A 23,168-nucleotide genomic window follows, 5' to 3' on the forward strand; every position below is an offset into this window, starting at 1 on the left:
AACAACCGATGACGACTACCGCGCTGCTTCCAGTAGGGATGTCCGTCCCGCTTATGGCTCTCTCGCCGGACGCCTTTCCGGAGCCCTCGGGGACGCTCACCCCCCTCGCACCGGTCCGCGCCTCCCGGAAGTCACGGAAGGCCCTGCGAGAGGCCGGGGAGACCCCCGAGCAGGCATACGACGACCTGTGCCACGCGCTCCTGCTGGCGAAGGAGCGGGGCCAGGTGGTGCCGTGTCTCGGAGAGGGTGCCGACGACTGGGTGTCTGACGATCCCGGCGAGCAACAGACCGCTGCTGATGCGTGCCTCGACTGCCCGATGTCGGTGTTCGCGCTGTGCAAGCGTTACGCCGACATCGCCAAACCCGAAGGTGGAACGTGGGCAGGCGCGACCAGTGACCCGGCGCGGAAGCGTGACCCGAGGGCCGGTCGGTGCTCGTGCGACTGTGGCGGGTGGACCCGTGGCGGTCGGTACCTGCCGGGGCACGATACCCGGCACGTTGAGCGGCTCGTGCGGCTTGTGAATGGCGGCGCGATGCCCCGGCTCACAGCGCTAGCCAAGCTCGGCACGCCGGGACTACGCGGCAAGCTCTCCAAACGACTTGGGAGTTAGTAATCCCAGGTCAGACATAGTTGCAGCATTGTGCACGTGGCATACGCCATGCTTGGATTTTAGGTAGAGAGTCGAAGATAGCTTCGAATCTAGGATACCCCAATCAAGCGAAGGAACACCCGATGAACACCAAGGCGATCGCCACCCAGATTCCCGTCAACGCCTGCGCCTGCGGGTGCGGCCAGGAGGTTGGCAAGCGCGCGATGTACCGCCCCGGCCACGACGCCCGGCATGTGTCGGTGCTCGTCGCCGAACTCTTCAACACGATCCAGGACGGCGGCAAGGTGACCAAGCAGATGATCGCCTCGTCCGCGAAGTCCCTGCCGTCCGCCGCGCTCCAGGCAAAGTTCACCCGAGCCGCCGAACGCCTCGTCGCGAAGGCCGAGGCCCCGAAGCCCGAGGCGAAGGCCGAGGCGGCCAAGTGACCATGATCGCCGAAGCCACCAAGACCTGCACGAAGTGCGGACAGGCTAAGCCCCTGTCCGCGTTCGGGCGTGTCCGCGAGGACCGCGAGTGGCGCAAACCGAAGTGCCGTGAGTGCGCCGCCGAAATCGAACGTCAGCGCCGGAAGGGTGGCCAGCGATGAACGCCAAGATCCGCGCCGCCTACTACGCCCGGGTAAGCACCGACCTCCAGATCGACAACACCTCCCTGCCAGAACAGCGCGAAATCTGCGAAGCCACCATCAAGGCACGCGGCTGGGAACTGGTCGACTCCTATGTCGATGAGGGGCTGTCGGGCACCGACTCGAACCGCCCGCAGTGGCGGCGGATGCTCCAGGACGCCCGCGACGGCAAGATCGACGCCGTCGTTGTGTCGAAGCTCGACCGCTTCGCGCGCAAAGCCGGTGACGCTATCCGCGAGACAGACCGACTGTCCGAGATGGGCGTCGACCTCGTGCTCGTCAAGGAGCAGATCGACATGAGCACGCCGCACGGCAAGCTGATGCGGACGCTCATGGCCGGGTTCGCCGAGATGGAACGCGACACCATCGTCGGACGTACCGCCGCCGGTCAGCGTGGGTCGGCGCGCATGGGCCGGTGGCCGGGTTCGAAGCCCCCGTTCGGCTGGCGGCTCGAAGGGCTCAAGAAGGACGCACGCCCGGTGCCCGATGAGCGCGAGCGTGAGGTGCTCCGCACGATGCACCGTCTGTTCGTCAAGGACCGGCTGTCCACCGCAGAGGTAGCCGAACGCCTCAACCTCCTGGGCCTGCACCCTCGCCAGGCTGGGACGTGGCAGTACCAGACCGTCCGTCAGACCGTCACCAACCCGACTCTGTGGACGGGGGAGACCCAGTGGGGCAAGACAGGCGCGCGATACCGTGCGGCGAACTCGCACGCCACGAAGGTGAACCGCGACGGCACCCCGAAGTATGGCGACACCGTGACGGTGAACCTCGGTGACCCGGTGTTCACCCGGCAGGAGTGGCAGTCCCTTCAGCGGGCGGTGAACCGCAAGGCGTCGTGGACGCCCTCGGCTCCCGCTCGCCAACTGCTCACCGGTCGGTTGTTCGGTCCGTGCGACCTCGGCAAGCACTACGACGGGGTCACCACGAAATCGAAGCCCAACCCCTACTACCTGTGTGCAGGCAAGCGGTACCGGTCGAAGGAACAGCCCCGGTGCTCCTGCACCCAGATCAAGGGCCCCGCCATCGATGGGCCGGTGTGGGCGGAACTGGCCGCGATGCTGGCAGACCCGGAGCGGCTGGAGCGCCTCGCGCGGCAGTGGCTCGAACTGGACGACGACGCCGACCTCAACGATGACGCCCCGATGCTGGCGGCACTCCGCAAGCAGGAGGCCACCCTGGAGCGAGCACTCACCCGCGCGAAGGACCTGTACCTGATGGCCGACGACCCGGCGGAGCACCTGGCGACGGTGGAGCGGCTCCGGGCCGAACTGGTGGACGTGCGGGAGCGGCTGGACGGCTTCGCCGCGATGCAGTCGCGCCGGGGTGACCAGGCCCAGCGGATCACGGACGTGGCGGCGCTCGCCGAGCGGGCGCGGGGGCGGCTGGAGAATGCCAGCGCTGAGGTCCGCCGCCGGGTGGTCGAACTGCTCGACGTGCGGGTGATCGTGTCGGACATCGTGGCCGGGCGACCGCAGTCGATCACGATTCACGGGGTGCTCGACCCGTCGATGTTTATGGAGGGGGAGGGGACGGAGCGCAAGCCAGCCGAGCAGGAACGCTCTTCCCGCTGGTTTTCCTGATCCTGCCGCTCAGCGTGCTGTTCGCGGTCTTCCCGGGGATCTTCATGCTTCGACTCGGACTCGGCTGACGGCCGGAGGGAGAAATGATGAAAGCACGGATGCTGCGCCTCACCGCTCGACTTCACGCGGGGGCGCGCGACCTCGCCGACGACGAGCGGGGCGACGTGCCGGGCTGGGTCCTCATCACTCTGATGACCGCAGGGCTCGTCGTCGTGATCTGGGCGATGGCCGGTCCTGCGCTTGCCGATCTGTTCGAGCAGGCGATCAGCCGCGTCTCCGGGCTCTGACGCCGTGCGCGTCGTCCTGGCCCGCGCGAGGTCGGGCATGCGGGCCCGACTCGTCGCGGACCTCCGAGACGACGCCGGGGCCAGTCCTGTCGAGTTCATCCTCGTCGGCGCGCTGCTCACCGTCCTCACGCTGGGCGTGCTGCAGTTCGGCCTCGCGGTGTACGTCCGCAACGTCGTTCACGACGCCGCGGTCGAGGGCGCCTACCACGCCGCCCTCGCCGACACGACGCTCGCCGACGGCGCTCAGCGCACGCGTGACATCGTGGGTCGCACCATCGGCGCCGAGTACGCCACCGACGTCACCGCGCACGAGACGGCGTCGCTCGGTCAGCAGACCGTCGAGGTGCGCGTCCGGGCGACGCTGCCACTGGTCGGCCTGCTCGGGGCGGCGCGTGGGCTGGAGGTGACGGCGCATGCACCCGTCGAATCCTTCGACTGATGTTCCTCCCACGGACCCGCTCGGCGACGACCGCGGCTCCGCGGCGCTCGAGTTCATCCTCGTAGGGCTTCTCCTGCTCGTGCCGCTCGTCTACCTGGTCGTCGCGCTCGGGCTCATTCAGGGGCAGAGCCTGGGAGCGGAGGCCACGGCACGTCACGTCGCGCGTGCCGTCTCGACGGCAAGCGACGCCGATGACGCCCGTGCCCGGGCGGACGCCGTGCTGGCGGCGGTGTCGCGGGAATACGGACTCGATGACGTCGACCTCTCCTTCGACTGCACGCCCTCCGGCGCCGCGTGCCCGAGGGCCGGCGCGACTCTGCACGTGAGCGTCCGCGCGACGGTCACCCTGCCGCTCGTGCCGCCGGTGCTCGATCTCGACCGCATCGCCGCGATCCCGATCGAGGCTTCGGCCGCGCACAAGGTCTCGCGCTTCTGGAGCGAACGGTGATCGCGCGCGTGCGCCGCGCCCGTGCCGCCTGCGCGGAGGCCCACGATGCCGACGACGAGGGCAGCGTGCTCATTCTCACCCTCGGCTACGCCGTGCTCGCGATCGCGGTGATCCTGGTGTGCACGGCCGCGACGAGCCTGTATCTCGCGCAGAAGCAGCTCGATGCCGTCGCGGATGCTGCGGCCCTGGCCGCTGCGGACGGCTTCGACCTGTCGGTGGTCGCCGGCGAGCCCGTGGCCACGCTCACCGACGCGGGCGTGCGCCGAGAGGCGGAGGCCATGATGGGCTCCGTCCGTCCCGACGCGCGTCTCGTCTCGGCGTCGACCCCCGACGGCGTGTCCGCACGGGTGACGGTCGCAGGGCAGTGGCATCCGCCCATCGTCACGATGTTCGTGCCCGACGGCGTCGCGCTCGAAGCCACCGCGACGAGCCGTACCGCGCTGCGCTGACGCGCGGTGCGCACCGCGTGCTAGAGGTCGGCGCCGGCCGCGGCGCGCGCGGCGAGCGCCACCGCCTCCACGCGCGAGTGCACGCCGAGCTTGCCGAGCAGGTTCTGCATGTGGGCGCCGACCGTTTTGATGCTGATGCCCATCTCGGTCGCGACCTGCTTCTGCGTCATCCCCTCGGTCGTGAGCGCAAGCACCTGCCGCTCGCGCGGCGTGAGGGACGAGAGGCGCCGGAGGTCCGCGGTCGCGCCGCGGGACGGACGCGTGCGCTCGATGAGTCGTCGCACGCGTGCCAGGAACTCCTCGCTGTCCATGGACTCCGCAGCGTAGTCATCGGCGCCGACGAGCAGGCCCGCGACGATGTCCGCGGGTGTCGTCCGCTCTGCTGACACCAGCACCGCGGGCATGTCGGGTCCGTACCGATCCCGGAGCTCCCTGAGGAAGCTGCACCCACCATCCTCCACCTCGAGGATGGCGACGTCCGGCGCGACGCCGTTCAGAGTGGCGGCAGCATCCGTCGTCCTTGCGAACGCCATCGACCGCAACCCCAGACGCCCCAGCAGCGTCACGTAATCGGCCCTGACGTGGTCACCGGCGACCACCAGGGCGAATGACTCTTCTGTGCTCACGATTCCTCCCCGAATCGCGCGCCTCCCGCCAAGACGGACGACCTAGGTATTTCCCCGGGAATCCCTTGCGCATTCCCCCGATTGTCGCGTCCCCACGCCGTTCCTAGCGTACGGCCGGCAGTGGCGCGGGGAAAGGGAGAAGCACGTCTCAGGACCGGCTCCGCCGACTCGAGGGGGACCGATCGGCAGCTGACGAAGCGGCGACGGGACCGTGCCCGTCGTCGCTTCGCCGCGCCTGGAGATGCAGGGGGTGGATGCGGCCGCCCGGCGTCCGTTACAGTGATGCCGGACCGGTGCCACCGCACCCCGACCGGAAGGAGGAAGAACGATGGCTGTCTTCGTCATGCCTCGCATCCCTGTTCCCTTCCGCGAGGTCGCCCGCACACGTTGACCCGGCGGCGACCTCCAGCCCTGGAGTGTCTCACCGATGTCATCCGAACGCCTCGACGCGTCCGCATCCGTTCTCTCGCCGGATCTCGAACCCGGCCCCGATCAGCGCTGGTCCACGTGGCCCGCGTCCCCACCCACCCAGCGCGGCCCGCTGCCGCACCCCGCGTGGGTCGTCACCGCGTCCGGTGCATTCGACACCGAGCTCGGAATCGTGAAGACCGGCAAGGAAGCCGACGTGCACCTGATCGAGCGCGCGGTGCCTGGCGCCGGCGGCGTGCTCCTGGCCGCCAAGCGCTACCGCGGCTCGCACCACAGCGACTTCCATCGCTCAGGCAGTTACGAGGAGGGGCGCACGATGCGCAACACCCGCGACGCCCGGGCGGTGGGCCGCAAGACGGCGTACGGGCGTTCCGTGGCGGCGGGACATTGGGCGGTGAGTGAGTTCGACGCGCTCTGCCGTGCCTGGCGCGCCGGCGTCCCGGTGCCGTACCCCGTACAGGTGAGTGACACCGAGGTGCTCATGGAGTTCATCGGCGACGGACGCGTCGCCGCGCCACGGCTGGCGCAGAGTCGCCTGCGCGGCTCGGAGCTGCGGGGCGCCTTCGAGCAGGTCGTCGGCATCCTGGAGGCGTTCGCCCACGCCGGGTTCGCGCACGGCGACCTCTCGCCGTACAACCTGCTCGATCATCACGGCCGCGTCGTCGTCATCGATCTGCCGCAGGTCGTCGACGTCGCCGCGAATCCGCAAGGGCTCGACTTCCTCTATCGCGACGTCGTCAACGTCTCGACCTGGTTCACCAGGCGGGGCCTCGACAACGATCCCGAGGACGTGTTCGCCCACCTCGTCGCGATGCTCTGGTGATGCTCGTCCGGCTCGAACGCCGAAGACCCCGGCGCGCGTGCGCCGGGGTCTTCGGACTCAGGGGGTCAGCGGACGCCCTTGGCCGGAGTGGCTTCGAACGCCTTCTCGATCTCCTGAGTGAAGGTGTTTCCCTCCCCGTCCTCCGCCGTGACGCGGAGGTCGACCCAGCCGCCCTCGTCGGACACCGGGATCTGCGCCGTGAAGCCGCTGACCCATGCGCGGCTCTTGACGAAGATGTCGCCGTCGCCTTCGACGGCGCCGGTCGGGGCATCCGTCTTCGCGGAGGTCAGCTTCACCGGCTTCCACTCGCCGTTCTGTGCCCGAGCTTCGAGCGTCGCCTCGGTGATCGCGCCGGCGGGCACCGTGCCCGCGACGTGGCCGAGCTCGAGGCCCAGCTGGATGGCCGAACCCTTCTTGCGGCCCTCGCCCACGAGGTTGTCGACGTTCACGTCGACGTGGTAGTACGCCTGGATCAGGGGCAGCAGACGGTTGTTCCAGTCGCCGAGCTTGCCTTCGGACGTGAAGCTCCAGTCGCTCACCGTCTTGGTGGAGCCTCCGAGGTGCGAGCCGTCGTGGGTCGCTGTGCTGACCACGCGCCACCTCTGCTCGCCGTCGGGCAGGTCGAAGATGTTCGCCCCCTGGTGCTCGGTCTGCTTGACCAGCTGTCCATCGAGATACAGATCCGTCGACTGGTGCACGGTGGACGGCTCGATCCAGGTGTCGAACGTGCCCGTGTGCTGCGCGTCACCGCCGTCGGCCCAGCTCGGGATGTTCACCTGCGCGTAGTCCGACACTCGGTAGGGAACCCAGAAGCCCGTGGCGACGTACGGCCGCACGATGCCGCCGAAGTACTCCTCGCTGGTGCGTTCGCCGCGCTCGTAGGTGGTCTGCATGTCCCGGATCTCCCACATGACCGACGTGACAGCCACCCACTGGTTCCATCGCAGCTGATCGGTGTTCACCCACTCCGTACGGTCCATGCCGCGCTGGGCGCGGAACGGGAACCCGTTGCCGTACTGGGCGCCCGGAACGAAGTCGTACCGGAACTCCGCGAGCTCCTCCTTCTGGCCGTGGAAGCGCGTGTCGATGCGCGCGAGGTCCTTCGAGGAGTGCTTGTAGGCCATGTCCGAGGGAATCTCGCCGTCGGCGTACTCCGCGATGTCGTAGACGACGTCCGTCGTCGGGACGCCCACCACCGACAGCGTGGCCTTCTTCTCGGCGCCGAGCTGCGCGAGCAGCTCACGTCCCTCGACCCCGCTCACACCGGCGATCGGGATGGCGACGTCCGAGTAGTCCACCTCCGAACCCACCCACGTGCTGAACTCGCCGTCCTCGTCGTTCACGAGGATGAGGAGCTTGGCGCCCGCGGCGGCGGCGTTCGCCGCCTGCTGGGATGCCGAAAGCTCCTCGGACCGCGTCGCCACGGCGATCCTGCCGTCTACGTGTGCCGCAGCGAGCTCCTCTGGCCTGCCGGCGCCGGCGTCGACCGCCGTCGCCTTGAACGACCCTTCGAGGAGAGTGGATCCGGGCTGGACGATGAGGTCAAGCTGCTTCTTGCCTGCCGTGACCGTGAGGAGCGGCGTCTGCTGACGCCACCGGGTGGTGAAGTCGAAGTCGGCGTCGTCGATCTTCATCGGCTGCGCCCACATCTCGTCGGTCCAGACCGGCATCGCGGCGCTCGCCATGAAGTCGTCGACCTTCACATCCATGCGTCGGAAGACCGACTCGAGGCCGTCCGTGCCCACGTCGAGGGTGACCTGCTTGGCCACGCGCGCGTTGAAGGCGACCGACTTGTCGCCGTCGAGCTCCAGGGTGGGCTCACCGACGAGCACGCTCGCGATGGTGTCGGGCGTCCGGTTGAGCTCCATGAACGAGACGATCGAGTAGTCGCCCTTCATGAGGCGCAGCGTCGTCGCGCCGTCGACGAGGATCGGCTCGGCGAACTGGGTGGCCGGGTTCCAGAGGAACGCGTAGGTCGTCGTCGGGTTGCCGTCGAAGTCGGTCGCGGTGAGCGTGAGGTCGTAACGCTCGGCCTCGGCGATCGTTCCCAGGGCGGTGCGCGTGACGGCCTCGCCGCCGACGAGTCCGACCAGCGCACCCGACAGCTGCGTGCCCGCGGGAACCTTCGACGGGTCGACCGTCATCGTCACCGAGCGGGTCTCACCGGCGGGGATCGTGAGGGAGCCGGCGTCGACGTTCAACGCGTCGAAGGCGATGGCCGCCGACAGCGGCCCGGGCTCGTTGCCGTCACCGGGTGTGGTGTCGCTCAGCGTCGGCTCGAGCGCGACCGTCAGCTCGGCATCCGTCCGGTTCGTGTAGTCGATGGTGCGCGTGACCGGAGCGGGCTCCTGGCCCCAGGCGAGCATCCCGAAGTCGCCGGAACCCGACGCGACGACGGGGGCGTCGAGCGCGGCGGCGACGTTGATGACCCCGGTGCCGCCCTGGTACGGCGTGTAGCCGAGGTCGAGGGCGCTGCTGGCGAGCGCGGCCCTCAGCTGGTCGGCGGTGTAGTCCGGGTGTGCGCCGAGGAGGATCGCGGCAGCGCCGGCCACGTGCGGCGTCGCCATCGAGGTGCCGCTCATCGTCGCGTAAGGGCCGTCGCCCCGGCTGTCGGCGGACCGCGCGGCCGTGACGTTGCTGCCGGGGCCTGTCACGTCGGGCTTCATCGCGCCGGAACGCGCCAGAGGACCCTGGCTCGTGAAGTACGAGAGGGAGCCGGAGGGGTCGTCGACGGAGCCCACCGTCAGCGCCTCCTTGGCGGAGCCGGGAGCGCCGATCGTCTCGGCCGCGCCGGCGTTCCCGGCGGCGACCACGAACAGCGCACCGGTTTCTTCGGAGATCTGGTTGAGCGACTCGGCCATCAGGTCCTTGCCGTCGGATGCCTCCGACGAGCCGAGGCTCATCGAGACGATCGGCGCGCGCTGGGCGGCCCACTCCATCGCCTCGATGATCCACGAGTCCTGGCCGGACCCGTCCGCGCCGAGCACCTTTCCGACCAGCAACTCCGCGCCATCGGCCACGCCGCGGTGCGTGCCGCCGCTGGCAGCTCCCGTGCCGGCGATGGTGGACGCGACGTGCGTGCCGTGACCGTTGGGGTCGGCGTCGACCTCTTCGCCGGGCACGAAGCTCTTCGAGTCGGCCAGCACGTGGCCCTGCAGGTCGGGGTGGGTGTCGTCGTAGCCGGTGTCGAGCACGGCGACCGTAACACCTTCGCCGGTGTAGCCCTGCGCCCAGGCCCCGGGAGCGTCGATGTAGGGGACGCTGGAGTCGAGGGTGGCGCGCACCTTGCCGTCGAGGTGGATGGCCTCGATGCCACCCGAGAGCGACGGCGTCGCAGAGAACGAGCGTGCCGACGATGCGGTGAGCGACTGCCAGGCCGCGGCGGCGTCGCCGTGCCCGAGCGTGGCGGCCGCGCCGCCGATGCTCTCCAGCGGCGCCTGGACCTCGATGCCCGGCACCGGGGCGGCGAACGTCTGCGCCGTCGCGCCGTCCTGCTCGATGATGATGGGTGTCGCGTCGACCGACGCGTCGTCGTAGCCATAGTCGATCAGCAGCGACACGTTGAACAGATCCTCGTCGAGCGCGCCGGTGGCCAGGTACGGCATGGCGGCCGAAGGAATGACGTGCAGGTCGTCTCCGACCTCGTAGGTCTGGACGCCGGCGCCGTCGATGGCGGTGTCGACCGATACCGTGTGCGTCCCGTCCGACATGTCGGTGACGGTGACCCGGTCGCCGGTGATGAGCGTGACGGTGTGGGAGTCGCCGGCGGTGGCGCCCGTCGCGGGGGGAGCGGCGGGTGCCGGGCTGGCGGCTGCCGGCAGAGTCGCAAGGCCGATGCCTGCGATTCCGATCGCCAGACCGCTCGTGGCGGCGACGATCGGACGCAGGCGGCGGCCGATGGGCTGGGGTCGTGACATGCGCGAGCCTCTCGGGTTGTGGGGGATCCGTAACCCCACCTTCGCCGCCCGCCCACCTAAAGTGGGTGGCGGAGAAATGCCATGGCCACCATCCGCCGCGGTTGGCGGGCGACGATGAGGTCGTGGGGGAGAACACCGTGCTCGATGCACTCGGCCTCGACGAGGCCCACACGGCCGTCTATCGGTGCGTGCTGCAGCAGCCTTCGGCATCGATGTCCGAGATCGCCTCGGCGCTCAGCATGTCACTGCCCCGCGTACGGCCCATGGTGGCCGAGCTCGAGCGCCTCGGCCTGCTCGCGCGCCAGGCGGCCCGCAGCGACCGGTATGTGGCATCCCCGCCGTCGATCTCCCTGCGCCCGCTGCTGCTCGAGCGCGAGCGAGGGCTCACCCGCGCGCACGAGGCGCTGGTCGAGTTGAGCGATCTCTACCGGCGATCCGCCGAACAGCGCAGCGTGGCGGACGTGGTCGACGTCGTCATCGGCGACGACGCCGTGCGCCAGCGCGTCGCGCAGCTGCAGGCCGCCTCTGTCGAACAGGTGCGGGTGCTCGTGCTGCACGAGGTCGCCCTGCTCAGCGGGGAGGAGAACATCGAGGAGGATCGCGCGCTCGCCCGGGGCGTGCGCTATCGCGTGATCGTCGAGAACGCGGTGCTCGAACGCCCGGGCTTCCTCGCGGCGGCGCGCGAAATGGCCCAGATCGGCGAGGAGATCCGGGTGCTCCCGACGCTCCCGACCCGCATGTTCATCGCCGACGATCAGATGGCGCTCGTCCCCATGCGCTCGCAGGGAGAGGACGGGGGGTTCGGGGCGCTGCTCATCCACCCGAGCGGTCTGCTCGACCTGGTCACGTCGATCTTCGAGGAGTACTGGCGCGCTGCCACTGAGTTCCTGCCGGTCGCCGCCGTGCCCGTGGTCGATGACGTCGACAGTGATCTGCTCCGCCTGCTCCTGCTGGGCGTGACGGATGCTGCCGCCGCCGCGCAGCTCGGCATCTCACTGCGGACCGTCCAGCGCCGGGTCGCCGAGCTGATGGAGACCGCCGGGGTCACGACCCGCATGCAGCTGGGTGCGGAGGCCGTGCGGCGGAATTGGGTGTGAGACGGCCGCTACCAGCCGTAGGCGTTGAACCAATCGCGGCGACGCAGGGACTCGGCATCCGTCTCCGCCGCGTCTGACGTGTCGTGCGCCGGCAGCCGGCCGTCGTCCAGAGGGAGGAAACGGAGGCATACGGGGCACAGCGCGCGGCCATCGGGGAAGCCGTCGGCCAGCGTCGCTGCGGGGGAGCCCGGCTCGCCCGACCCCCGGCAGTGTGCGGGATCGGCGCCGGCGTCCGTCCACATGATCGTGCGGTGGCGGTGCAGGCCCGGGTGTCCGAACGGTCGGGTGCATCGCCGCCCGTCGTTGCGACTGCGGCAGAAGTGCACGACCTCGCTCACGGGTGGCCCCGCGGCACGTGGCGCGGGACCCACCGCACGAAGGCGAGCGCGCCGACGAGGCCGATCGCGCCCATGACCCCGGTCGCGACGGAGAGGGAGGCGACGGCGGCGATGCCCGACACGAGCAGTGGCGCGACCGCGCCACCGGCGTCCGTGAGCGTGCGCCACGACCCGAGGAAGGGCGCCGGGTCGGCCTTGGGAGCGACGTCGGCGCCGAGTGTGAGCAGGATGCCGCTCGACAGTCCGTTGCCGACGCCGAGGACCGCCGCGAACATCGCGAACCACATCGCCGCCTGCGGGAGGTCGTGGGTGAACGCGAGCGCGACGAACCCCGCGCCCATCAGGATCATCGCCGGAAGCGCGGCCCACAGCCGGCCGAAGCGGTCCATCACCTGGCCGCTGGCGTAGAAGAGGGCGAAGTCGATCGCACCCGAGACGCCCACGACGAGGGCGATCGTCTGCGCGTCGAGGCCGATCGACACACCCCACAGCGGCAGCACGACCTGGCGGGCGGAACGGACGGCGGAGAGGGATGCTGCCGCCAGGCCGAGGGTCGAGAGCACGCCGCGGTGCCGCCACATCGTGCGGATGACGCCGGTGCCCGGACCGGAGTCGCCGCCCGCGCGCTGGACCTGCCGAAGCGGGATCGAGCCGGTGACCGGCTCGCCGGTGTCCTCGGTGTCGACCGCGTCTTCGCGCAGCGTCGAGGGCCTGGGCGGCGCGAAGAACTGCCGCTCGGGGTCGGGACCGAGGAGCACGAGAAGGACCGTGGCGACGAGGCATCCGCCGAAGAACCAGATCGTGGCGTTCTCGTCTCCGGTGAGCGCGAGGAGGCCCGCGGCGACGAACGGACCGACGAACATCCCGAGGCGGAAGGTGCCGCCCAGAAGAGACAGGGCGCGGGCGCGGAACGTCAACGGCACTCGCGTCGTCATGAACGAGTGGCGGGCCAGGCCGAAGGCCGCCGCACAGAAGCCGATGAGGAACACGGAGATCGCGAAGATGGCGAGCGACGGCGCGAGCGCCATGCCGACAACGCCCGCCAGGGAGAGGAGGCCCGCGATCGCCATCGTCAGACGCTCGCCGATGCGGGCGACCGCCCAGCCGGAGGGGATGTTGCCGCACAGCTGCCCCACGACGAGCGCGGAGGCGACGAGCGCCGCGGTCGCGACATCCGCACCGAGCTGCGCCGCGATGACGGGGATCAGCGGGATGACGGCTCCCTCGCCCAGCGCGAACAGCACGGTGGGGCCGTAGACCATCGGGCCGAACCGCCACAGCACGGCACGAGCGGTGGGGGAGTCGGCGTGATCGGTCATCGCTTCCACGTTAGTCTGGAGTGTCATGCTCGACTTCGATCCCTCCGCCGATATCCAGGCCCTGCGCTCCACGTTCGCCGACATCAAGGCCGTGGTCGACGTCGAGGCACTCAACGCCGACATCGCACGCCTGAGCGAGGAGGCCGGCGCTCCCAATCTCTGGGACGACGTCGAGAAGGCGCAGAAGGTGACCAGCGCCCTCAGCCACCGTCAGGCCGAGCTCAAACGCATCACGGACGTAGAGCAGCGCCTCGACGACCTCGATGTGCTCGTCGAGCTCGCCAACGAGATGGACGACGAGGACTCCGCCGAAGAGGCCCGCCACGAGATCGCCGAGCTCGAGGACATCGTCAGCCAGCTCGAGGTGCAGACGCTCCTCGACGGCGAGTACGACGAGCGCTCCGCGGTCGTGACGATCCGATCGGGTGCGGGGGGCGACGACGCCACCGACTTCGCTGAGATGCTCCTGCGCATGTACCTGCGCTGGGCCGAGCGCCACAAGTACCCGGTCAAGGTCATGGACACCTCTTACGCGGAGGGTGCCGGCATCAAGTCGGCGACGTTCGAGATCGACGCGCCCTACGCGTACGGCACGCTTTCGGTCGAGGCGGGCACGCACCGCCTCGCGCGCATCAGCCCCTTCGGCTCGGCCGACAAGCGCCAGACGTCCTTCGCCGCGGTCGAGGTGATCCCGGTGATGGAGGAGGCCGTCGAGGTCGACATCCCCGAGAACGACCTGCGTGTCGACGTGTTCCGCTCGTCGGGCCCGGGCGGCCAGTCGGTCAACACGACGGACTCGGCCGTGCGCCTCACGCACATCCCGACCGGCATCGTCGTGTCGATGCAGAACGAGAAGTCGCAGATCCAGAACCGCGCGGCGGCCATGCGCGTCCTCCAGACCCGCCTGCTGCTGCTCAAGCGCGAGGAGGAGGCCGCGAAGAAGAAGGAGCTCGCCGGCACGATCACCGCGAGCTGGGGCGATCAGATGCGCTCGTACTTCCTCTACGGCCAGCAGCTCGTCAAGGACCTCCGCACCGGTCACGAGGTCGGCAACCCCGCGATCGTCTTCGACGGCGATCTCGACGGCTTCATCTCGGCAGGCATCCGCTGGCGCAAGCGCAAGGACGACGACGACTGATCGCGCCTCGACCCGAGGCGTGCGCCGGCGAACCGATGCGCAAACGATGAGTGTCGCTGGGCCACCACCAGGGCGGTCCGCATAGGCTCGTTAGGCCATGATCCGGTTCGAGAACGTCACGAAGCGCTTTCGCGGCACTTCCAAACCCGCCCTGAGCGATGTCGATTTCGAGGTGCTGCGCGGGGAGTTCGTCTTCCTCGTCGGCGCGTCGGGGTCCGGCAAGTCCTCCTGCCTGCGCCTGATCCTCCGCGAGGAGACGCCGTCCGAAGGGCGCGTGGTGGTCCTCGGCCGCGATCTGCGCACGCTGTCGAACCGCAAGGTGCCGTACTTCCGACGGCACGTGGGCGCCGTGTTCCAGGACTTCCGGCTACTGCCCACGAAGACCGTGTTCCAGAACGTCGCGTTCACTCTGCAGGTCATCGGGTCGTCGCGCGGGTTCATCCAGCAGGCGGTCCCCGAAGTGCTCGCCCTCGTGGGCCTCGCCGGCAAGGAGAAGAGATTCCCGCACGAGCTGTCGGGCGGTGAGCAGCAGCGCGTGGCGATCGCCCGCGCGCTCGTCAACCGGCCTCAGATCCTGCTCGCCGACGAGCCGACGGGAAACCTCGACCCCGCGACATCCATCGACATCATGCAGCTGCTCGCGCGCATCAACGCCGGCGGCACCACCGTCGTGATGGCCACGCATGAGGCCGGCTTCGTCGACCAGATGCAGCGACGCGTCATCGAGCTGCGCCATGGCGAGATCATCCGCGACGAGCGTCACGGCGGCTACGGCGACCGGTCGAGCCTGCCGAGCCTGGCTCCCGAGCCGGAGCGCGGCGCCGCCGCGGTCGCGGCTCTCACCGCCGTGCTCGAGGTGCAGCGTGAGGCAGCCATCGCCGCCGCCGCGGGCCTCGACCCGACCGCCGTGCAGGACGACGACGAACTCGTCGGCGCGGAGACGGATGCTGCGTCCCCGGCCGCGTCCCCATCCGCCGGTGTCGCGGCGGCCGCGGCAGCCGCCGCCGCTGCTGTCGCCGTCACCGCGGCGGAGGCGCAGCAGGCGGAGGGGCTCGCGCAGGCCCTCGATGAGCCCGTGGGGGAGGACGCGCCGAAAGACGCGGCATCCGTTCCCGCGAAGCCCACGCACACGCAGCCGATCCCGCTCGTCGACGCCGTCGAGCTGCAGGTCGAGGAACTCGGACTTGCCGACCGCCTCGGGCTGGACGCCCGCGACGACGAAGTGGGGCCCACGTCATGAGGTTCGGACTCATCATGTCGGAGGCGTTCACCGGCCTCCGGCGCAACCTCTCGATGGTCGTGTCGGTGGTGCTCGTCACGTTCGTGTCGCTGACGTTCGTCGGCGCGGCGATCCTCATGCAGATGCAGATCGGCACGATGCGCGACTTCTGGGTCGAGCGCGCGCAGGTCGCCGTGTACATGTGCACGAGCATCTCGACCCCGGCGACGTGCTCGGCCGGCGAGGCCAGCCCCGAGCAGGTCGAAGAGGTGCGCACGAAGCTCGAGGGCAGCGCGCTGGCGCCGCTCATCCGCGACCTCACCTTCCTCGATCACCAGCAGGCGTACGACGAGCTTCTTCAGATCGCCGGCGAAGAGAACGCGAGCGTCATCACGCCCGAGCAGGTGAACGAGACGTTCCGCATCACGCTGGTCGACCCGGAGCAGTCCGACGTGATCATCGAGGCCTTCAGCGGGATGCAGGGGGTCGAGCTCGTCAAGGACCAGATGCAATACCTCGACCCGCTGTTCTCGGCGCTCACGATCGCCACGTACATCGCGGTGGGAATCGCGGTGCTGATGCTCATCGCCGCGGTGCTGCTGATCGCGACGACGATCCGTCTGTCCGCCTTCGCGCGAAGACGGGAACTGGGCATCATGCGCCTGGTGGGGGCATCAAACCGCTTCATCCAGACGCCGTTCATCCTCGAGGGTGTGATCGCGGCGCTCCTCGGATCGATCCTCGCGAGCGCGGCCGTGATCGCGGGCGTGCACTTCGGCGTCAACAACTACCTGCGCAACCGGGTCGACTTCGTCACGACGTGGGTCGGCATGGCCGACGCGTGGATCGTGGTGCCCGTCCTGATCCTCGTCGGGGTGGTCCTCGCGGCGCTGTCGGCGAGCTTCGCGATCCGCAGATGGCTCCGCGCGTGATCCTCCGCCCCGCCGCAGGGGTAGACTGACAGGCTGCCGTCCGGGGTGGGCGGCATCAGCGAGGAGACATCATGCCCAGGGAACGCGGGGAGAAGGTCGTGGCGACCAATCGTCGCGCGCGCCACGAGTACGCGATCGAGAAGACGTACGAGGCGGGTCTCGTGCTCACCGGCACCGAGGTGAAGTCGCTGCGGGAGGGCCGCGCGAACCTCTCCGACGGCTACGCGTACATCGACAACGGTGAGGCGTACCTCGACGCGGTGCACATCCCGGAGTACTCGCAGGGCCACTGGACGAACCACTCGTCGAAGCGCACGCGCAAGCTCCTCCTCCACAAGGAGGAGATCGTCAAGCTCTCGCACGCGATCTCGGCGGGCGGCTACACGCTGATCCCGCTGAAGCTGTACTTCTCGGACGGCCGCGCCAAGGTCGAGATCGCCGTCGCGAAGGGCAAGCGCGAGTTCGAGAAGCGCCAGACGATCCGCGAGCGCGAAGACAAGCGCGAGGCGGAGCGCGCGATGCGCTCCCGCAACCGGCTCGGCGAGTGACGCCGAGCGCTGCGGAACCAGTGGTACGGCAGCGTCTGCCGCGCAGTGCGCGGCAAGAGGTCATCGGGCCGTGAACCGCCCCTCGACGGCCGCCGAGATCACGATGTCCTCCGGCTGGAGCTGCACCGCGGGTCCACCGCCTGCCGCGTCCGAGGCGAACGACGCCTTCGCCATCAGCATGCGCGGCGCCGGCGCCATCTCCGGAGTGCTCGGATGCGCGAGCAGTCCCACGTCGGCGAGCTCGACGGCGGTGACGTCCGAGAGGCCCAGGGCCGCGGCGTAGGCGGTCGCGCGGGTGACGGCCACGCCTACGGCCTCGGTAGCGACTTCCCGCTCCACGGAAGCCTTCGTCTCGGGCGTGAGCTTCCATTCGATCCAGCCGAGCTGCACACCCTCGCGCTCGGCGACCTCGCCCGCCCACCACGACAGCACGGCGAAGTCGGTGAACGTGACAGAGAAGTCGACGGTGGCATAGTGCACGGGTGCGAGGCGCCTGCCCTCGTTGTTCCACGGGCGCTCCGACCACACCGACACGCGCTGGCTCGTCCACTCGGTGACGGTGCCCGCGGACTTCCGCGAAGCGAGGTCGTCGCGCACGGGTTCGGTGAGTGCCGCCATCCGCTCGACGACGGCGCCGCGCTCGGGTCCCTCGGCGCGGATGGTCAGGTGCGCGATCGCGCGCTCCGGGGCGATGCGGGTCTCGTGCTCCCCGCGGACGGTGATGACGACGTCGCTCATGCTCAGACCCTAACCCGTCACCCGTGGGTCACTCGGGGAAGATCTGCCCCACGGGCAGCCGCTTCTCCGCCTGGAACACGTCCTCGGTGCGTCCATAGGCCCAGTACGCCGACAGCGACAGGTCCGCGCGCGCGACCCCGCGCGCGAGCAGCAGCGGCCGCAGCGCCTTCATCGCGCCGCGCTCACCGTGCGCGAACACCTGCACGCGGCCGACCGGCCAGGCTGCAGCATCCACCGCCACGACGAGCCGCGCTCCGGGAGCATCGTGGTCTTCGTCGACCCACTGCACAACGGCGCCCGAGGGCACCTCCACCCGATGCGCCGGCGAGCGCGTCTCGATGATCGTCGTGACCGCGGTCCCCTCCGGCAGCGCCTCGAGTGCGGACCAGATCGCCGGGATCGCCGACTCGTCTCCGATCAGCACGTGGTGGTCCGCGGCGAGGTCGGGGGAGTAGCCGCCGCCCGGCGACAACAGGGTGAGGCGGTCGCCAGGCTTCGCGTTCGCGGCCCACGGCCCCGCGACTCCCGTGTCACCGTGCACCACGAAGTCGATGTCGATCGTGCGGGCGGCGGCATCCACGCGCCGGATCGTGTAGGTGCGGATCGTCGGCAACTCGTCGAACGGCAGCGACTCACGCAGCGCCGAGAGGTCGTACGGGGGCTCGAGCGTGCTGCCGGCCGGCGGGAAGTAGAGCTTGGCGTACTTGTCGGTCTCGGGCCGGTCGGCGAAGCCGGCGAACTCGTCGCCCGCGAGGGTCACCCGCACGAGGTCGGGCGAGAGCCAGGTGCTCCCGGTCACGAAGAGGGTGGTCTGCGGGCGGGCGGCACGAGGTGAGGTCACCCTTACATGCTAGGCAACGGATGCTGCACCCCGAGCCGGTCTGCCACACGCGGGCTCGCTGCGCAACCCGGTCGAGCGCCTGCCGTCGCGCTCCTATGGTCGTGCGAGTAGGGAACCGACCAGCGAGGAGCGAAGCGATGTCGCGCAACGTGAGGGTGCTGCAGTGCACCCCCGAAGACGTCTTCGAGGTGCTGGCGGACGGCTGGCTGTACCCGTCATGGGTGGTCGGCGCGTCACGCATGCGGGAGGTGGACGAGACGTGGCCGATGGCCGACGCCGAACTGCACCACTCGTTCGGGGTGTGGCCCCTGCTCATCAACGACAAGACGCTCGTCGAAGAATTCGTTCCCTCGCGCAGGATGGTGATGAAGGCGCGCGGATGGCCGATCGGTGAGGCGCGCGTGACCATCGACGTGAAGCCCCGCGGAGACCGATGCGTCGTCCGGATCCAGGAAGAGGCCGTTGCCGGGCCTGGACGCTTCGTCCCGGCCCCGCTGATGGACATCGCGCTCCACTGGCGCAACGACGAGACGCTGCATCGCCTCGCCTATCTCGCGGAAGGAACGGCCGCTCGCCGCGCCGCCGCGACGACGGCGGAGAGGGAGATGGCCGCGTCGGGTGAGACGCAGCAGGTGGATGCTGCGCCCTCAGGCGATGCCGTCGCGGTCGAGGCGAGTCCCGGCGGAGCTGAGGAAACGGATGCTGCGATGTCGGATGCTGGAGCGGGCCCCGAGCCCGTGGTCCCGACCGGGGAGAGCGAGTGGGTGGACGCGGCGACGTCGATCGACGCCGTGGAAGCGGGTCCCGCGGACGAACCGGGCGAGAGCGAGTCGCTGCCGCCGATGACCTCGGGCGATGACGGCGGCTCCGAGCGCCCCGCCGCCGAGGAACCCGACCAGGGGTCGGCGGCGTCCCAGCCGTCGGACGTCGATGAGCGGGTCGCGCGAGCCGACGAAGCCGGGGCATCGGCGGGAACCCCGGAGGACTCGTGGAATCCCATGTCCGGCGCGGGCGAGTCCGAGCCGGTGGCACCGGACGAGGACGGAGCGCCGCAGACGTGAACGGGAGGTCCCGGCGGGGCGGCACCGAGTTCGATGCCGTAGTCGTAGGGTCCGGTCCCAATGGCCTCGCCGCGGCTGTCACACTCGCCCGCGCGGGCTTTCGCGTGCGGGTCTACGAACGCGCCGACCGGCCTGGCGGTGGTGCGGCGACCCGAGAGCTGACGTTGCCCGGCTTCCAGCACGACGTGTGCTCAGCCGTGCATCCGATGGCGTTCGAGTCGCGCTTCTTCCGTGAGTTCGGCCTCCGGGAGCGCGTCGAGTTCGTCACCCCCGAGGTCTCATTCGCGCATCCCCTCCACGAACGTCATGCCGGCGTCGCCTACCGCGATCTCGCCCGGACCGCCGAGGCCCTCGGCCCCGATGCGCTCGCCTACTCACGGCTGCTGCGTCCGCTCGTCGAACGCTCGACGCAGGTGTCCGATTTCACCGGGTCTCCGCTCGTGCGCGTGCCCGACGACCTCTCCACCGCCATCACGTTCGGGCTGCGCTCCCTCGAGCAGGGGACACCCGCGTGGAACACGCGATTCCGGGAGGACACGGCGCCCGCGATGCTCACCGGGGTGGCTGCGCATACGATCCTCTCGCAGCCGAGCATCCCCGCCGCCGGCGCCGGCCTGGCCCTGACCGCGTACGCCCATGCGCGCGGCTGGCCGATTCCGCTCGGCGGCAGCCAGGCCATCATCGACGCGATGGTCGATGATCTCCGCGACCACGGCGGCGAGGTCGTCGTCGACCACGAGGTGACCTCGCTCGCGCAGTTGCCGACCGCCACGGTCGCTCTGCTGGATGTCACGCCGAAGGCGCTCATCCGCCTCGCCGGCGATGCCCTGCCCGACCGTTACCGGCGCAGACTGCAGGGCTTCCGCTACGGCGACGGCGTCGCGAAGGTGGACTTCGCGCTGAGCGAGCCGGTGCCGTGGAGTCACCCCGAGCTCCGCCGCGCAGGCACGGTGCACGTCGGAGGCACGCGGGCGGAAGTGGCTGAGGCTGAGAACCAGGTCCATCGGGGCCGCATGCCCGAGCGTCCCTATGTGCTGGTGTCGCAGCCGTCGCTGTTCGACCACTCCCGAGCGCCGGAGGGCAAGCACACGCTGTGGGCGTACACCCACGTGCCCGCAGGCAGCCCCGTCGATCGTCGCGAGGCGGTGATCCGCCAGATCGAGCGCTTCGCCCCGGGTTTTCGCGACACGATCCTCGCCACCAGCTCCCGCAGCGCCCGCGAGGTGGAGCGCCACAACCCGAACTACCCCGGCGGCGACATCGCCGCGGGTGCACCCGACCTCTGGCAGCTGTTCAGGCGGCCGGTGCTGAGCCCGGACCCCTGGCGCACACCCATCCCGGGCGTCTACCTCGCCGGCGCGTCGGCCGCCCCCGGACCGGGCGTCACGGGGCTTCCCGGATGGTTCGCCGCCTTGAGCGCGCTCCGGCACGACTTCGGCACCCGCGCCGTGCCCGACCTGTCGCCGCGCCGGCCCCCGGCCCGATCAGGCGGGTCGGTGCGGTGAGCAGCGCGCAGCGACCGGAAGTGGTCGTGATCACGGGCGCCTCCAGCGGCATAGGTCGTGCGACCGCCCGCGCATACGCCCGCCGGGGCGCACGACTGGTCCTGGCCTCGCGAAGTCGTGCGGCGCTCGAGACGGTCGCAGCGGAGTGCCGAGCGCTCGGTGCGCGGGCCCTGGTCGTGCCGACGGATGTCTCCCTCGAGGCGCAGGTCCAAGCGCTGGCCGCCGCGGCGGTGGCCCAGTACGGGCGTATCGATGTCTGGGTGGGCAACGCCGGCGTCTTCGCCTACGGGAGCTTCGACGAGTTGCCGCCGGGCGTGTTCCGGCAGGTGGTCGAGACGAACCTCATGGGCCAGGTGCACGGGGCCCGTGCTGCGCTCCCGTACTTCCGCCGTCAGGGCCGGGGCACGCTCATCCTGGTCGCTTCGCTCTATTCCCGTGTCGCCTCCCCGGGCATATTGCCGTATGTCACCAGCAAGTACGGCCTGCTGGGCTTCGCGGAGGGGCTCCGTCAAGAGCTGCGGGGGAGCGGCATCCGCGTCCGTGTCATCCTGCCGGGTTCGGTCGACACGCCGATCTACCAGCACGCCGCCAATCTCACGGGAAAGAAGGCGCGGCCGCTTCCCCCGGTGACGTCGCCCGCCCGCGTGGCAAGAGCGATCGTGCGTTCCGCCGACCGCCGACGGTTCGCAGCCTACGTGGGCAGGCTGCAGAGGTTGGTCGTGCCGGTCCACGATCTCGCGCCCCCGGTCTACGACGCGATCGCATCGGCGCTGATGGACCGCTTCGAGCTCCACGGAACGTCGTCGGTGAGCCTCGGCACGGTGCTGGAACCGCCGGGGCAGGCGGATCCGACGACGGGCGGGTGGCGGTCGATCGGTCTTCGATTCGCGCTCGGCGCGGCCGCTGCGTCGGCGCTGACGGCGTTCCTGGTTCGCCGCCGATGAGCCCTGGGGGCGAAGAGATCAGCGGAAGCCTTCCATCTGCGTGCGCTCGTCGGCGACGCGCACGCCGTAGCGGTAGGCGAGCTTGCCGCCGAGCCATCCCGAGACGCCCAGCACGGCCAGGCCGACGATCGTGAGAACGAGACCCCAGATGCTGACCTCGTCGTCGTCGTCGGCGGACAGCCGCACGAGCAGGTTGATCACGAACAGCACCACCACGCCGAGATTGAGTGCCATGTGAATGGTCGCGGTTCGACGCGCCATCGTGCTGCGACCGAGCTGGAGGTAGTCGAGGAAGCCCCAGATCGCGGCGAGCACCGCGCCGACGAGGCCGATGACGATGAGGATCCACGCGCCGCGGATGTAGGGCGCGGGATCATCCGATGCGAGCCCGATGACGTCGAAGACGAGGCTCGCCACCCAGGTGCCGATCGGGATCGTCACCAAGATCGGGTGGAACGGGTGTCCATACGGGCCGGCGAGCGCAGTGCGCGGTCGCTTGGCGCGCTGCTGCGGGGTGTTCTCTGACATGTGTCGCTCCTCGTGTCGGTGCGGCCAGCCGACCACCGAGCGCGCCGCTTCGCACGGGCCTTGACACGTCGGAGATGGAGTGTCCTGGGTGAGCGGAATGGCGGAGGCGCTGCATCCGTTGTATTCTGATGTGCTCGGATGCTTCGGCGTCCGGGTCTTGGCAACTCCACAGTGTGACAGCGGCCCTTCGCGAGAAGGACACCTCGAATGAGGCCACGGGGATGATCGGTTTCGACATCGCCTGTGAATCTGCGAGAAGCGGGCCGAGGATGCAGGGTTATCTCGTGAACGCTCCCTGCAAACCAATAACTGCCGAAAAGAAGCAGTCCGACTTCGCCCTCGCTGCCTGAGCAGCGAGCCCGAGTCCGTCAATCCGTGACTGATCCCGTCACGGGTATTGGCGTCATCTAGGGATCTTGCTGCGTGACGTCGCCTGAGCGTCACGCGGGACTCTTTTCAGGATGGGCTTGTCGACTTAGGTGTCTGTGACAAAGGTCGGAGCCGAGTAGAACGCTCGCACAGACTGCGCCCGGAGAATCCGCAGTATCCCAGCGATGGACGGGGGTTCGATTCCCCCCATCTCCACAACCGCTGTCACAGAAGAGGGTCAGAGAACCGCGGAATTACGCGGATCCCTGGCCCTTTTCGTTGAGGCGAGTTCGGCGACGTCTTGCGATTTGCCCACAATTTGCCCACACATTCGGACTTGCCCATATTCATACC

At 69.8% G+C, this 23,168-nt stretch carries 22 protein-coding genes, 1 other RNA gene and 1 pseudogene; 17 read left to right on the forward strand and 7 right to left on the reverse strand.

Features of this window, described 5'->3' with window-relative positions:
* The first annotated feature begins 8 nt into the window (after window positions 1–8).
* The 7 genes from MRBLWH7_RS01755 (at window position 9) to MRBLWH7_RS01785 (ending at window position 4,442) form a co-directional block, all read left to right on the forward strand.
* The gene (locus tag MRBLWH7_RS01755) at window positions 9–611 is read left to right on the forward strand and encodes a hypothetical protein (protein ID WP_341998584.1); all 603 of its coding nucleotides are present in this window, start codon (window positions 9–11) and stop codon (window positions 609–611) included.
* 122 nt (window positions 612–733) lie between these two features.
* Window positions 734–1,036, forward strand: a complete 303-nt coding sequence (locus MRBLWH7_RS01760; RefSeq protein ID WP_341998586.1) for a hypothetical protein — start codon at window positions 734–736, stop codon at window positions 1,034–1,036.
* A 157-nt stretch (window positions 1,037–1,193) separates the two neighbouring features.
* Window positions 1,194–2,819, forward strand: coding sequence for a recombinase family protein (locus MRBLWH7_RS01765; protein WP_341998587.1), 1,626 nt, complete (start codon window positions 1,194–1,196; stop codon window positions 2,817–2,819).
* A 98-nt stretch (window positions 2,820–2,917) separates the two neighbouring features.
* Window positions 2,918–3,106: a hypothetical protein gene (locus tag MRBLWH7_RS01770; RefSeq protein ID WP_341998588.1), complete on the forward strand. Its 189-nt coding sequence runs from the start codon at window positions 2,918–2,920 to the stop codon at window positions 3,104–3,106.
* Window positions 3,107–3,143: 37 nt separating this feature from the next.
* Entirely contained in the window at window positions 3,144–3,545 is a 402-nt protein-coding gene (locus MRBLWH7_RS01775; RefSeq protein WP_341998590.1) for a TadE/TadG family type IV pilus assembly protein, read from the forward strand.
* Window positions 3,520–3,993 carry a TadE family protein gene (locus MRBLWH7_RS01780; protein WP_341998593.1) on the forward strand — a complete coding sequence of 158 codons (474 nt, stop codon included), beginning with the start codon at window positions 3,520–3,522 and terminating at the stop codon, window positions 3,991–3,993. The genes MRBLWH7_RS01775 and MRBLWH7_RS01780 overlap by 26 nt, the downstream gene beginning before the upstream one ends.
* Window positions 3,990–4,442 (forward strand): pilus assembly protein TadG-related protein, encoded by a 453-nt coding sequence (locus MRBLWH7_RS01785; protein WP_341998595.1) that lies wholly within the window; start codon window positions 3,990–3,992, stop codon window positions 4,440–4,442. The genes MRBLWH7_RS01780 and MRBLWH7_RS01785 overlap by 4 nt, the downstream gene beginning before the upstream one ends.
* Window positions 4,443–4,462: 20 nt before the next feature.
* Here MRBLWH7_RS01785 and MRBLWH7_RS01790 read toward each other — a convergent pair whose 3' ends face one another.
* Window positions 4,463–5,068, reverse strand: a complete 606-nt coding sequence (locus tag MRBLWH7_RS01790) for a response regulator transcription factor (protein ID WP_341998597.1) — start codon at window positions 5,066–5,068, stop codon at window positions 4,463–4,465.
* A gap of 427 nt (window positions 5,069–5,495) precedes the next feature.
* Between MRBLWH7_RS01790 and MRBLWH7_RS01795 the strand changes: the two genes are divergently transcribed.
* Complete coding sequence (locus tag MRBLWH7_RS01795) at window positions 5,496–6,320, forward strand: RIO1 family regulatory kinase/ATPase (RefSeq protein WP_341998599.1); 825 nt, start codon at window positions 5,496–5,498, stop codon at window positions 6,318–6,320.
* Window positions 6,321–6,385: 65 nt separating this feature from the next.
* On the opposite strand, the gene MRBLWH7_RS01800 is transcribed toward MRBLWH7_RS01795, so the two are convergent.
* On the reverse strand, window positions 6,386–10,237 hold the full coding sequence (locus MRBLWH7_RS01800) for a S8 family serine peptidase (RefSeq protein ID WP_341998601.1): 3,852 nt from the start codon (window positions 10,235–10,237) through the stop codon (window positions 6,386–6,388).
* 122 nt (window positions 10,238–10,359) lie between these two features.
* Between MRBLWH7_RS01800 and MRBLWH7_RS01805 the strand changes: the two genes are divergently transcribed.
* Window positions 10,360–11,334 (forward strand): helix-turn-helix domain-containing protein, encoded by a 975-nt coding sequence (locus MRBLWH7_RS01805; RefSeq protein ID WP_341998603.1) that lies wholly within the window; start codon window positions 10,360–10,362, stop codon window positions 11,332–11,334.
* 8 nt (window positions 11,335–11,342) lie between these two features.
* On the opposite strand, the gene MRBLWH7_RS01810 is transcribed toward MRBLWH7_RS01805, so the two are convergent.
* Window positions 11,343–11,576 carry a hypothetical protein gene (locus tag MRBLWH7_RS01810; protein ID WP_341998605.1) on the reverse strand — a complete coding sequence of 78 codons (234 nt, stop codon included), beginning with the start codon at window positions 11,574–11,576 and terminating at the stop codon, window positions 11,343–11,345.
* A gap of 92 nt (window positions 11,577–11,668) precedes the next feature.
* On the reverse strand, window positions 11,669–12,991 hold the full coding sequence (locus tag MRBLWH7_RS01815; RefSeq protein WP_341998607.1) for an MFS transporter: 1,323 nt from the start codon (window positions 12,989–12,991) through the stop codon (window positions 11,669–11,671).
* A gap of 25 nt (window positions 12,992–13,016) precedes the next feature.
* On the opposite strand from MRBLWH7_RS01815, the gene prfB reads away from it, so the two are divergent.
* The 4 genes from prfB to smpB all read left to right on the forward strand — a co-directional run bounded on the left by prfB (window position 13,017) and on the right by smpB (window position 16,828).
* Window positions 13,017–14,129, forward strand: coding sequence for a peptide chain release factor 2 (prfB, locus tag MRBLWH7_RS01820; RefSeq protein WP_116193014.1), 1,113 nt, complete (start codon window positions 13,017–13,019; stop codon window positions 14,127–14,129).
* Between the two features lie 97 nt (window positions 14,130–14,226).
* Window positions 14,227–15,369, forward strand: a complete 1,143-nt coding sequence (gene ftsE, locus MRBLWH7_RS01825) for a cell division ATP-binding protein FtsE (protein ID WP_341998611.1) — start codon at window positions 14,227–14,229, stop codon at window positions 15,367–15,369.
* Window positions 15,366–16,280, forward strand: a complete 915-nt coding sequence (gene ftsX / locus MRBLWH7_RS01830) for a permease-like cell division protein FtsX (protein WP_341998612.1) — start codon at window positions 15,366–15,368, stop codon at window positions 16,278–16,280. The genes ftsE and ftsX overlap by 4 nt, the downstream gene beginning before the upstream one ends.
* 71 nt (window positions 16,281–16,351) lie before the next feature.
* Window positions 16,352–16,828 carry an SsrA-binding protein SmpB gene (gene smpB, locus MRBLWH7_RS01835; protein ID WP_045296901.1) on the forward strand — a complete coding sequence of 159 codons (477 nt, stop codon included), beginning with the start codon at window positions 16,352–16,354 and terminating at the stop codon, window positions 16,826–16,828.
* Window positions 16,829–16,888: 60 nt separating this feature from the next.
* Here smpB and MRBLWH7_RS01840 read toward each other — a convergent pair whose 3' ends face one another.
* Window positions 16,889–17,566 carry an SIMPL domain-containing protein gene (locus tag MRBLWH7_RS01840; protein ID WP_341998614.1) on the reverse strand — a complete coding sequence of 226 codons (678 nt, stop codon included), beginning with the start codon at window positions 17,564–17,566 and terminating at the stop codon, window positions 16,889–16,891.
* Between the two features lie 28 nt (window positions 17,567–17,594).
* Window positions 17,595–18,407 (reverse strand): siderophore-interacting protein, encoded by an 813-nt coding sequence (locus tag MRBLWH7_RS01845; protein WP_341998616.1) that lies wholly within the window; start codon window positions 18,405–18,407, stop codon window positions 17,595–17,597.
* 137 nt (window positions 18,408–18,544) lie between these two features.
* Here MRBLWH7_RS01845 and MRBLWH7_RS01850 point away from each other — a divergent pair.
* From MRBLWH7_RS01850 to MRBLWH7_RS01860, 3 genes and pseudogenes are all read left to right on the forward strand, one after another.
* Window positions 18,545–18,982, forward strand: a pseudogene (locus MRBLWH7_RS01850) (SRPBCC family protein); the annotation flags it as partial.
* Window positions 18,983–19,464: 482 nt separating this feature from the next.
* The gene (locus tag MRBLWH7_RS01855; RefSeq protein ID WP_341998618.1) at window positions 19,465–20,973 is read left to right on the forward strand and encodes an NAD(P)/FAD-dependent oxidoreductase; all 1,509 of its coding nucleotides are present in this window, start codon (window positions 19,465–19,467) and stop codon (window positions 20,971–20,973) included.
* Complete coding sequence (locus MRBLWH7_RS01860) at window positions 20,970–21,917, forward strand: SDR family NAD(P)-dependent oxidoreductase (RefSeq protein ID WP_341998621.1); 948 nt, start codon at window positions 20,970–20,972, stop codon at window positions 21,915–21,917. Before MRBLWH7_RS01855 ends, MRBLWH7_RS01860 begins: the two co-directional genes overlap by 4 nt.
* Window positions 21,918–21,935: 18 nt before the next feature.
* Here MRBLWH7_RS01860 and MRBLWH7_RS01865 read toward each other — a convergent pair whose 3' ends face one another.
* On the reverse strand, window positions 21,936–22,445 hold the full coding sequence (locus MRBLWH7_RS01865) for a DUF2231 domain-containing protein (RefSeq protein WP_341998623.1): 510 nt from the start codon (window positions 22,443–22,445) through the stop codon (window positions 21,936–21,938).
* Between the two features lie 217 nt (window positions 22,446–22,662).
* Here MRBLWH7_RS01865 and ssrA point away from each other — a divergent pair.
* Window positions 22,663–23,033, forward strand: a transfer-messenger RNA (tmRNA) gene (gene ssrA / locus MRBLWH7_RS01870).
* The last annotated feature ends 135 nt before the right edge of the window (window positions 23,034–23,168 follow it).

It is taken from the genome of Microbacterium sp. LWH7-1.2 (genome assembly GCF_038397755.1).
Classification (GTDB): Bacteria; Actinomycetota; Actinomycetes; order Actinomycetales; family Microbacteriaceae; genus Microbacterium.